The organism is Chryseobacterium nepalense (assembly GCF_023195755.1).
In the GTDB taxonomy this organism is placed as follows: domain Bacteria; phylum Bacteroidota; class Bacteroidia; order Flavobacteriales; family Weeksellaceae; genus Chryseobacterium; species Chryseobacterium nepalense.
On sequence record NZ_CP096203.1, the window covers coordinates 1,214,971 to 1,226,643 of the forward strand.

Sequence of the window (11,673 nt, forward strand, 5' to 3'; positions counted from 1 at the left end):
CTATTGCAAATCGCACAGGATATTTTATTCTCATTTCAACTTAACCTATTAAAAGATAATCTAAATTTGTAAACAAAATAACAACAGTGAGTAAAATACTGGTCATCGACGATGAAGAGAAAATAAGAACACTTTTATCTAAAATTTTAAGTCTTGAAGGATATGAAGTTTTCCAGGCTTCAGATCTCAAAAATGCGATGAAAAGACTGGAGTTTAGCGATATAGACGTTGCAGTATGCGATGTAAAGCTTCCGGACGGCAGCGGAGTGGATTTTGTGAAAAAAATAAAAGAAAAATATCCCTCGCTGGAAATTATTCTCTTAACTGCTTACGGCAATATTCAGGATGGTGTTCAGGCGATTAAAAACGGAGCTTTTGATTATATTACAAAGGGCGACGACAATAATAAGATTATCCCACTGGTCTACAAGGCGCTGGAAAAAGTTTCTCTCAATAAAAGAATTTCCCAGCTCGAAAAACAGTTGGGTAACAAACATTCATTTGAATCGATTATAGGACATTCCAGAAAAATAAAATCTGCGATAGAATCTGCGAAAAAAGTAGCGACCACTGATGCAACAGTACTGCTTACCGGTGAAACGGGAACCGGAAAAGAAGTTTTTGCCAACGCTATTCATAATGCAAGCAACCGTACAAAGTATAATTTTATTGCCGTAAACTGCTCTGCCTTCACTAAAGAACTATTGGAGAATGAACTCTTCGGACATAAAGCGGGAGCCTTCACCGGAGCCGTAAAAGATTCGAAAGGAATTTTTGAAGAGGCCGATAAAGGAACCGTTTTCCTGGATGAGATCGGCGAAATGCCAATGGATCTTCAGGCTAAATTATTACGTGTTCTGGAATCCGGAGAGTTTTTAAAAGTAGGAGACAGTAAAACTACTAAGATAGACGTAAGAATTATTGCAGCGACCAATAGAAACCTCGAAAAAGAAATAGAAAACGGAAATTTCCGGGAAGACCTTTTTTACCGCATTAACATTTTTACCGTACAATTACCGCCTCTTCGGGAAAGAGTGAGTGATATCGAAGAGCTTACTTATAACTTTCTGAAGAACTTTTCTCTAAAAACCGGCAAAAAAATATCCGGCTTTTCAAAAGAGTACGGAGAAGCTCTAAAAAAACATCCCTGGAAAGGAAACATCCGTGAGCTACGGAATGTCATTGAAAGAAGCACTATTCTTACCGATGGAGAGGAGCTTCAGGTAGAATCGCTCCCTCAGGATTTTCAATATGATCAGGAAATCAATATAAAAGGTAAAATCCTTTCGGCTTTTGAGCTGGCAGGTGCCGAAAAAATTCATATCCAAAAAGTCCTGAACTATGCCAATGGAAACAAAACCAAAACGGCAGAACTTTTAGGCATCGCGCTTACAACATTATACAGGAAAATAGAAGAATATCAGATTAAGTAGAGAGAGAGAGGTAAGAGGTGAGAAGTAAGAAGTAAGAAGTAAAGTGAAATGGAAAACGTAATAAATATTGCAGCGAATTTCACCCTCTCACCTGTCACTTCTCACTTTTTACTTTCAATTACCAGTTCTCACTCAAATAAATCCTTTCATAATAACAGCATCAACCCTTTCATTTTGAAAGGGTTTTTTGTTGTTTAAAGTCTATATTAAATTTTAATATAATGAAATTCAGAATTTTATATCAAAAATTCTCAGCTGGACCAGCATTTGAAAAATAGTATGGCATAACAATAATCGTTCGCTATGCAAAAATGGAAAATCAGGATGTACAGGAAAACAAAGACCTGGCATTTATTAGCAATCTTCTATGGCCTTTTGGTCTGCTTCGCAATTACATACAGAATTTTTAATCAATAAAACATGACACTTTTATTAACCATCTCGGGTATTGTACTTTTTGTACTTTTTTTTCTAACCGTAAAATATTTTGAAAAAATATGACAGCATTATTCATCATCGCCATCGCCGTATTTGTTTACATAGGCTACGTGCTGATAAAACCGGAAAAATTTTAAAACCGGTAAAAAGTGAAACGTGAAAAGTAAGACGTCCTTCTGATGTTCTTTATTATAGCTAATCACCACTTACCTCTTATTTACAACATCTAACTATCTAAAAAATGAATACAGAAATTGCAGGAATTTTTCTTATGTATGCTCTCGTGGTTTTGTTTGCAATTCCGCTGGGAAGATATATGGGAAAGATCTTTACCAAAGAAAAAACCTGGCTGGATAAAATTTTCAATCCTATTGACCAATTATTTTACAAAATTTCCGGTGTAAATCCTGAAAAGGAAATGAACTGGAAACAACACCTTTCTGCTTTACTCACCATCAATATCGTTTGGTTTCTCATTTCCATGTTTGTGCTCACCAATATGGAGTGGTTACCGCTCAATCCGGACTATAACCCTTCAATGAGTGGAGATTTGGCATTCAATACAGCAGTGAGCTTCGTTACCAATACCAACCTTCAGCATTACTCGGGGGAATCCGGATTATCTTATTTAGGACAATTAACCTTAATGCTTTGGCAGTTTATCTCTGCAGCCTGCGGTATTGCTATTGCTGCCGTTGTTTTCCTTGCAATGAAAGAAAGAACTACAGATAAATTAGGGAACTTCTATTATTTATTCATCAGAACCTGTACAAGAGTTTTATTTCCAATTGCTGTAATGGTAGCTTCTTTATTGGCTTTCAGCGGAACTCCGATGACTTTTGAAGGGAAAGACACCATCACCACTTTACAGGGAGATCAAGTGGAAGTAAGCCGCGGCCCGGTAGCCGGATTTGTAGCCATCAAACAGCTGGGCACCAATGGAGGCGGATTTTTCGGTCCAAATTCTGCACATCCACTGGAAAATCCAAGTTATTTTACCAATATTGTAGAAACAGTATCGATAATGCTTATTCCGATTGCGATGGTATTCGCGATGGGTTATGTTTTAAAAAGAAAAAAACTGGCATGGACAATTTTCGGAGTGATGACTGTTGGATTCCTGTTGTTATTAACCCCAACGGTAATTAATGAAGTTAATGGAAACCCTGCTATTGAAAAAATGGGAATCACTCAGAATTTAGGAAGTATGGAAGGAAAAGAAGTTCGCTTCGGACCTGCTGCTTCAGCATACTGGGCCATTAACACCACCGTAACCAGTAATGGTTCTGTGAATGCGATGCATGATTCTCTGACTCCGCTTTCAGGAATGAATACCATGCTCGGAATGATGGTTAATGCCTTTTACGGAGGTGTGGGTGTAGGTTTTCTCAACTTTTACATCTTCATCATTCTTGCTGTTTTCATCAGTGGACTGATGGTAGGAAGGACCCCCGAATTTTTAGGCAAGAAAATCGAGGCCAGAGAAATGAAAATTGCAATGATTATTGCACTTCTCCACCCGTTGCTGATTCTTGCAGGAACTGCAATTGCAAGTTATATGGTGGCCCACAATCCCGCTGAATACGGCAAATGGCTAAATAATCCGGGCTTTCACGGCTTCAGTGAAATGCTGTACGAGTTTACCTCATCAAGTGCCAATAACGGAAGCGGCTTTGAAGGACTGGCAGACAACAATCCATTCTGGAATATCGCCTGCGGAATTGTAATGTTAATGGCGAGATATTTACCCATTATAGGTCCGGTAGCTATTGCAGGAAGCCTTGCTGCCAAAAAATATATTCCGGAAAGTGCAGGAACCTTAAAAACAGACACTGCGACATTCGGTTTAATGGTATTTGCAGTAATTGCTATCGTGGCAGCCCTGTCATTCTTCCCGGCTTTGGCTTTAGGACCTATCGCTGAGTATTTTAGTATGTGAGAAGTGAGAAATTAAAAGTAAGAAGCTAGCTGTTAAAGGTAATGCAACTCGTGCAAGACATCCCAATCCCTCTTACGTCTTACATCTCACATCACCTCTCATTTTTTACTTTTACATCTTACTATTACCCTACTCACTAAGCAATTTTCGCTTCAAACCATAAGTAAGTTTACCAATGGTTTCGAGTTTATGATTTAGCAAATTAAAATCTTCATCAGATAAAAATTCTAACTCTACTGAAATGATAAACAAGGTATCAAGTTCTGCAATAGAACCAATAGCAATATCAAGAAATCTTACAAATTCTTTCTTACTCGTTCTTGCAGCACCTTCAGCAATATTTAGAGAAATTGATAATGCAGCTCTTCGCATCTGCGAAGTAATGCCAAAAAGTTCTTCTTTAGGAAAAGATCTGGTAATCAGATATAAATCTTTTATTAACCAAATGCTGTCGCTCCAGGCTTTTAAGTTTCTATGAGGTTTCATCAAAAATGTTTTTTAAATAATAAATATATGTACAAATTCTGGAAGTTAATTAAAAGTAAAAAATTAGAAGTTCTAACAGTCAACTTTTTACATTTTACATCTTACTTCTCACATTTTACTTCTAAAAAATAAAAAAATGAAAGGAAATAACAATTTGTTTCAGGCAGAATTAGTTAATGAAGCGCTGAAACAATCATTTATAAAATTACACCCTTCAAAAATGTTCCGAAATCCGGTAATGTTTATGGTGTACATCGGGACTTTGGTTATGACCGGAGTATGTATCTGGATTGCCATGGGTGAACAAAGCCAGGGAGGCCTGGTTTATAATATCATTGTAACACTCATATTATTTATCACGCTTCTTTTCGCCAACTTTGCGGAAGCTATTGCCGAAGCAAGAGGTAAAGCACAGGCAGATTCTTTGAGAAAAACGAGAGAGGAAACGCCAGCCAAAAAGGTGAAAAATGAGATGTTAAGTGTGAAAAGTCTCTTCGCTCTGGAACCTTCTGACTTCTTACTAACAACTTCTAACTTATTGAAAAAAGGAGACATATTTGTTTGCGAAACCGGAGATATCATTCCATCTGACGGTGAAATCATTGAAGGATTGGCAACAATTGACGAAAGTGCCATCACCGGAGAATCTGCACCGGTAATCCGTGAAGCCGGCGGTGATAAAAGCAGTGTAACGGGAGGTACAAAAGTTCTTTCTGATAAAATAAAAGTGAAAGTAACAACGGAACCCGGCGAAAGCTTTCTTGATAAAATGATTGCCCTGGTAGAAGGTGCTTCCAGACAGAAAACACCAAATGAAATTGCTTTAACTATTTTGTTGGCAGGATTTACCTTGGTGTTCATCATCGTTACGGTTACTTTAAAACCATTCGGTGATTATGCCAATACACCGATCACTATTGCTGCATTTATCTCTTTATTTGTATGTCTTATTCCTACTACCATCGGAGGATTGTTATCAGCTATCGGTATTGCGGGGATGGACAGAGCTTTGAGAGCCAATGTGATTACTAAAAGTGGTAAAGCAGTAGAAACTGCGGGAGACATCGATGTTTTATTACTCGATAAAACCGGAACGATTACTATTGGAAACAGGAAAGCCACCCATTTCTATCCTGCGGATGGAATTAGTGAAAATACATTGATTAAAGCTGCGGTCTTAAGTTCAATGGCTGATGAAACACCCGAAGGAAAATCCATCATAGAACTTAGTGAAAAGTTAGATGTAAAAGGTATTGTGAAGGGAGAACTGGCACTTCTTACTTCTCACTTCTCACCTGTATACATCAATTTCACAGCAGAAACAAGAAGTTCCGGTATTGATTATGAGAATACACGAATCAGAAAAGGCGCAACTGATGCAATTAAAAATATTGTTACAAATTCGGGCAATATATTTCCGGCAGAAGTTGAACAGAAAGTCAGGGAAATCTCTCAAAACGGCGGAACGCCGCTCGTGGTTTCAGAAAATGAAAGAGCACTTGGGGTTATAGAACTTCAGGACATCATCAAGCCGGGAATCAAAGAGCGTTTTGACCGTCTGAGAAAAATGGGTATTAAAACGGTGATGGTAACCGGGGATAATCCTTTAACCGCAAAATTCATTGCTGAAAAAGCGGGTGTTGATGATTTTATTGCAGAAGCAAAACCTGAAGATAAAATGAATTACATCAAAAAAGAACAGGCAGAAGGAAGGCTGGTCGCCATGATGGGTGACGGAACCAATGACGCGCCGGCTCTTGCTCAGGCCGATGTGGGTGTAGCAATGAACAGCGGAACCCAGGCTGCAAAAGAGGCCGGAAACATGGTGGATCTTGATAACGACCCAACAAAACTGATTGAAGTTGTGGAAATCGGAAAACAGTTATTGATGACCCGTGGAACGCTTACAACCTTCAGTATTGCAAATGACGTAGCCAAATATTTTGCGATCGTTCCCGCTTTGTTTATTGCTTCAATTCCGGCTTTGCAAGGTCTTAACATTATGGGACTCCATTCACCTGAATCCGCGATTCTTTCAGCTGTAATTTTCAATGCAATTGTAATCCCGATGCTGATTCCGCTAGCTTTGAAAGGAGTGGCTTACAAACCCATCGGTGCAAGCGCATTGTTAAGAAGAAACCTTTTGATCTATGGTTTAGGAGGTGTTTTAATTCCATTCATCGGAATCAAAATTATAGATTTAATCGTATCAGTTTTTATTTAAAAAGTAAGAAGTAAGAAGTAAGAAGTAAGAAGTGAAAAGTAAGAGGTCAAATTTGTTTATAGAACTTTAGCCTTTGTTTTACCTATGCTTCTTACTCTCAATCGTATCCATATTTAATAACATTATTGTGAGAAGTGAAAAGTCAGATTTGTTTACGTTTTAACAGTTACTTCTTACCTCTAACTTCTTACCTCTCACTATTAAAACCAAACATTCAAAACTATGAAACAAAATATATTACCAGCCATCAGATTAACATTATTCTGTGCTGTGTTTTTTTCAGGAATTTATACCTTTTTAATCTACGGAATAGCTCAGGCAGCTCCGAATAACGGAAAAGGAGAAATCATTTTAAGTGAAAAATCAAATGTTAAAAGCAAGCAGTCCGGAAAAGCTTCTAACATCTCACCAAAAACTTCTTACTATTACGCCAATATAGGACAGAAATTCGATAAGGATGAATATTTCTGGTCCAGACCTTCCGCGGTAGATTATAACGCTGCAGGAGCGGGAGGAAGTAATAAAGGACCTTCTAACCCCGATTATCTTAAAGAAGTTGAAGGAAGAATTGATAATTTTCTGAAACACAACCCAACGGTTAAACGGTCTGAAATTTCTTCGGATATCGTTACACCAAGCGGTGCAGGTCTGGACCCGAACATTTCTGTACAGGCTGCCAGAGTTCAGACCCAAAGAATTGCCGACATCAGAAAAATCGACATCAATACGGTAAACACACTTATTGAAAAAAATATCGAGCCTCCTTTCCTTGGAATATTCGGAACTGAAAAAATCAATGTTTTAAAACTCAATATCGCATTAGACGGTTTGAAGTAATAAGTAAAAATAGTGAAAGGTAAGAAGTGAGAAGTATTTGAAAGCTTTTCATTGATTACTATCTTTTTACTTTTCACATTTTACTTCTAACCTCTTTTAATAAAATTTAAAATGAAAAGAAAATTATCATTACTTGCATTTGTAATGCTTGGTGCAGTTTCTACACTGCAAGCTCAGGAAGAAACTAAAAATCCTTTAAAAATCTCCGGTTATGCAGAAGTATATTACCAGTATGATTTCAATAATCCTGAGAACAATACAAGACCCGGATTCGTGTATAGTCACAACAGGAACAATGAGGTAAACCTTAATTTAGGATTTGTAAAAGCCAATTATGAAACTGAAAAGTTCAGAGCCAATATTGCTTTAGGCGCAGGAACTTATATGAATGCCAATTACGCAGCAGAACCCGGCGTTTTAAAAAATATTTATGAAGCGAACATAGGGGTAAAAATATCAAAAAACAAAAACCTATGGATTGATGCGGGTGTAATGCCATCACACATTGGTTTTGAAAGTGCGGTCAGCAAAGACTGCTTTACTTTGACAAGAAGTATTTTGGCAGATAACTCGCCTTATTTTGAAAGCGGTGCAAAAATCTCTTACACCAGTGACAGCGGAAAATGGTTTTTGAGCGGACTGGTTCTGAACGGATGGCAGAGGATCCAGCGTGTAGACGGAAATTCCACGGTTGCCTTCGGACATCAAATAACTTTTAAACCTAATGAAAAGATTACTTTAAACAGCAGCTCTTTCATAGGCAATGATAAACCTGACAGCATCAGACAAATGAGATATTTCCACAATCTTTACGGAAGTTTCCAGATCAGTCAAAAGTTTGCCTTTATCGCAGGTTTTGATATCGGTGCAGAACAGAAAGCTAAAGGAAGTGAGCAGTACAATGTTTGGTACTCTCCTGTCCTGATTGCCAAATATGCTCCAACACAAAAACTAAGCTTTGCTGTAAGAGGCGAATATTACAGCGACGAAAAAGGCGTTATCATTGCAACGGGAACAGAAAACGGATTCAAAACTTTCGGATATTCTTTCAATGCAGATTACTGGATTCTCCCTAATCTTGTCTGGAGAACAGAACTTAAGAATTTAAGCAGTAAAGATGACATCTTTTTGAACCGAGACAACATTCTGAAATCAAACAGCCCATCTGTAGCAACCTCATTGGCGGTAAGCTTTTAATGAAAAGTGAGAAGTAAGAAGTGAAAGGTAAAAGGTGAAAAAAATTACTAATTATTTCTTCTCACTTCTTACTTCTTACTTCTCACTTCTTACTCACTTTTCACAACTCTTAAATCATTACATTTGACACACATAATCCGTTATGAATAAAAATTCTGCACAGGATTTCCTTGACCTGATCAAAAAATCAAGACGGGGAAAATTTAAAATCTACATCGGAATGAGCGCCGGTGTAGGAAAAACCTATCGTATGCTGCAGGAGGCTCACGCTCTTCTGGAAAACGGAATTGATGTGAAAATCGGCTATATTGAAACCCATCATCGTAAAGAAACACATGCTTTATTAGAAGGATTGCCTATTATTCCAAGACGGAAATTATTTTACAGGGGTAAAGAGCTTGAAGAGCTTGATGTTCAGGCAGTTTTAAATCTCCGCCCCGAAGTAGTAATTGTAGACGAGCTTGCGCACACCAACATTGAAGGCAGCAAAAACGAAAAACGTTGGCAGGATGTCGTTGAGATTTTAGATGCGGGAATCAACGTGATTTCTGCGGTCAACATTCAGCATATTGAAAGCCTTAATGAAGAAGTAAAGGAGATCACCGATATCGAGGTAAAGGAAAGAATTCCTGATTCCATTCTTTCTCAGGCAGATGAGGTGGTAAATATCGATCTTACCGCTGAAGAACTCATCAACCGTCTGAAAGCAGGAAAAATTTATGACAAAACGAAAATTAACGCAGCATTAAATAATTTTTTCAGGGCAGAAAGTATTTTACAGCTTAGGGAACTTGCCTTAAAAGAAGTTGCATCACAGGTAACGAGAAAAGTAGAATCTGAAATAACGATTCATAAATCGTTGAAAAAGGAAAAATTTCTGGCCTGCATCAGCTCGAATGAAAAAACGGCAAAGAATGTGATCCGAAAAACAGCAAGACTGGCAAATTATTACAACAGCCAATGGTATCTTTTGTATGTTCAGGTTCCGAGTGAAAGTTCGGATAAAATTGCATTAGACAAGCAGCGGCATTTAATTAATAACTTTAAATTAGCCACAGAATTGGGTGCGGAAATTATAAAAGTGGAAGATACCAAAATAGCACATGCTGTCATGACACAGTGCGAAGAAAGAAATATCACCACAGTCTGTATCGGAAAACCTCATCTGAACCTCTGGAAGATTATTCTGGCAACCGATACTTTCAATACGCTGCTTAATAAACTTTCCCGGGAAAATATAGATTTAGTCATCTTGAGTTAGATGTAAAAAGTCAGAAGTTAAAAGTTAGAAGTTGAATGTAAAAAGTTAGAAGTAAAATGTAAAAAGTGTTATTCTTTCATTTTTTACTAAAACCTTTCATTATCCTATGAAAATTAAAACAAAACTCAATATCGGTGTTGGCGTTTTATTTGTGATGATTGTCGTGCTTTCTGTATTAAGCGTATGGAATATCACAAAACTGAAAAAAGACACCAATAATATTCTTGTTGCGAATTACAATACGCTGGAATATTCCCGGAATATGCTGCTGGCTCTGGAGGAAATCAATTCGGACCCGTTGGCTTTCGAGGTGTTTGAAAAGCATCTGGAAAAGCAGAAAAAAAACGTAACGGAGCCGGGAGAGAAAGAAACTACGGAGAAAATAATCACGCATTTTGCAAGCCTTAAAAATAATCCGGAAAATACCAGCCTGCAGTCTTCCATCAGGAAAGACCTTACGGAACTGATGCAGCTTAATATGTCTGCCATTCAGCACAAAAGCAGCGTTGCGGATGATACTGCCCGTGATGCCATTACCGTTATTTCCGTGGTGGGAATGATCTGCTTTTTACTGGCATTTATTTTAATGGTAAATCTTCCTTCCAATATTGCGGACCCTGTACGCCAGCTTACGGCAAGTATCAGACAAATTGCGAATCAGAATTATAAGGAAAGAGTACACTTTGAAGGCAGCAGCGAATTTAGTGAACTCGCAAATTCTTTCAATACCATGGCTGAAAAGCTTCAGGAATATTCCGAAAGCAGGCTGGATAAAATTTTAAAAGGTAAAAAACGTATTGAAACGCTGATCGATAATATGCAGGATCCTGTAATTGGTATTGATGAAAATAAAAGAGTGTTGTTTGTAAACAATGAGGCATTAAGCATTACCGGACTTCAGAAAGAAAGCTTCGTAGGACAATTGATTCAGGACGTGGCGATCAACAATGACCTGGTGCGAAATATCATCAAAGATCTCCTGTATCCTGATGAAAGCAGGGACCTTGAATCGATGAAAATCTATGCTCATGGAAAAGAAAGCTATTTTGAAAAGAACATCATCGATATTAATATTGTCCCAACCGGTGAACAGGACAGCCAGTTTATCGGGCAGGTAATTATGCTTCATAACATTACGCCTTTTAAAGAGCTGGATCTTGCAAAAACCAATTTTATAGGAACCGTTTCACATGAATTTAAAACACCTATTTCATCTATCAAAATGGGATTACAGCTTCTGGAAAATGAAAAAATAGGCAGCCTGAATGACGATCAGAAAAATCTTGTGAACGGGATCAATGAAGATACCAACAGGCTTCTGAAAATCACCGGAGAACTATTGAACATTGCCCAGGTTGAAAGCGGCTCGATGAAATTAAATATTGCTCCGTCCAAAATATCAGACATTATAAAATATGCTGTGGAAGCGAATAAGGCTGCAGCAGAGCAAAAAAATATCACTCTTAACATTAAAACCGACGAAGGACCTGAACTGGTAAAGGCCGACAGTGAAAAAACCTCATGGGTTCTTAATAATCTGATTTCTAATGCCATACGGTATTCTTATCAGAATTCAGAAATTATTATTAAAGTTCAGGAAGTGAATCATCATATTGTTTTTTCAGTGAAGGATACGGGACAAGGCATTGAACCAAAATATGTTAACAGGATATTTGACCGTTATTTCAGGATTCCGGGCAGTAAAAAAGAAGGTACGGGTTTGGGGCTAAGCATCAGTAAAGAGCTGATAGAATCTCAGGGCGGCAATATAGAAGTTGAGAGCGAATACGGCGCCGGAAGTACCTTCAGGTTTACGCTTGAAAAGATTTAAACAGAAAAGCAACTGTAAATTTTTATG

9 protein-coding genes are annotated in these 11,673 nt (G+C 37.8%); 8 read left to right on the forward strand and 1 reads right to left on the reverse strand.

What is annotated here, in order from left to right:
• The first annotated feature begins 86 nt into the window (after nt 1–86).
• The 3 genes from M0D58_RS05185 to kdpA all read left to right on the forward strand — a co-directional run bounded on the left by M0D58_RS05185 (nt 87) and on the right by kdpA (nt 3,810).
• Complete coding sequence (locus M0D58_RS05185) at nt 87–1,433, forward strand: sigma-54-dependent transcriptional regulator (RefSeq protein ID WP_248394004.1); 1,347 nt, start codon at nt 87–89, stop codon at nt 1,431–1,433.
• A gap of 497 nt (nt 1,434–1,930) precedes the next feature.
• A complete protein-coding gene (locus M0D58_RS05190; protein WP_248394956.1) occupies nt 1,931–2,008 on the forward strand; it encodes a potassium-transporting ATPase subunit F in 78 nt (25 codons plus the stop codon).
• A gap of 104 nt (nt 2,009–2,112) precedes the next feature.
• A complete protein-coding gene (gene kdpA / locus M0D58_RS05195) occupies nt 2,113–3,810 on the forward strand; it encodes a potassium-transporting ATPase subunit KdpA (protein WP_248394006.1) in 1,698 nt (565 codons plus the stop codon).
• A 129-nt stretch (nt 3,811–3,939) separates the two neighbouring features.
• Here the strand turns inward: kdpA and M0D58_RS05200 are convergent, their stop codons facing one another.
• Complete coding sequence (locus M0D58_RS05200; RefSeq protein ID WP_248394008.1) at nt 3,940–4,296, reverse strand: four helix bundle protein; 357 nt, start codon at nt 4,294–4,296, stop codon at nt 3,940–3,942.
• 136 nt (nt 4,297–4,432) lie between these two features.
• On the opposite strand from M0D58_RS05200, the gene kdpB reads away from it, so the two are divergent.
• The 5 genes from kdpB to M0D58_RS05225 all read left to right on the forward strand — a co-directional run bounded on the left by kdpB (nt 4,433) and on the right by M0D58_RS05225 (nt 11,646).
• Nucleotides 4,433–6,520, forward strand: a complete 2,088-nt coding sequence (kdpB, locus tag M0D58_RS05205) for a potassium-transporting ATPase subunit KdpB (RefSeq protein ID WP_248394010.1) — start codon at nt 4,433–4,435, stop codon at nt 6,518–6,520.
• A 222-nt stretch (nt 6,521–6,742) separates the two neighbouring features.
• Nucleotides 6,743–7,357: a potassium-transporting ATPase subunit C gene (locus M0D58_RS05210; RefSeq protein ID WP_248394011.1), complete on the forward strand. Its 615-nt coding sequence runs from the start codon at nt 6,743–6,745 to the stop codon at nt 7,355–7,357.
• 111 nt (nt 7,358–7,468) lie between these two features.
• Entirely contained in the window at nt 7,469–8,554 is a 1,086-nt protein-coding gene (locus tag M0D58_RS05215) for a porin (RefSeq protein WP_248394012.1), read from the forward strand.
• A 142-nt stretch (nt 8,555–8,696) separates the two neighbouring features.
• Entirely contained in the window at nt 8,697–9,815 is a 1,119-nt protein-coding gene (locus tag M0D58_RS05220; RefSeq protein WP_248394013.1) for a sensor protein KdpD, read from the forward strand.
• A gap of 106 nt (nt 9,816–9,921) precedes the next feature.
• Nucleotides 9,922–11,646 (forward strand): HAMP domain-containing sensor histidine kinase, encoded by a 1,725-nt coding sequence (locus tag M0D58_RS05225; RefSeq protein ID WP_248394014.1) that lies wholly within the window; start codon nt 9,922–9,924, stop codon nt 11,644–11,646.
• Nucleotides 11,647–11,673 lie beyond the last annotated feature (27 nt).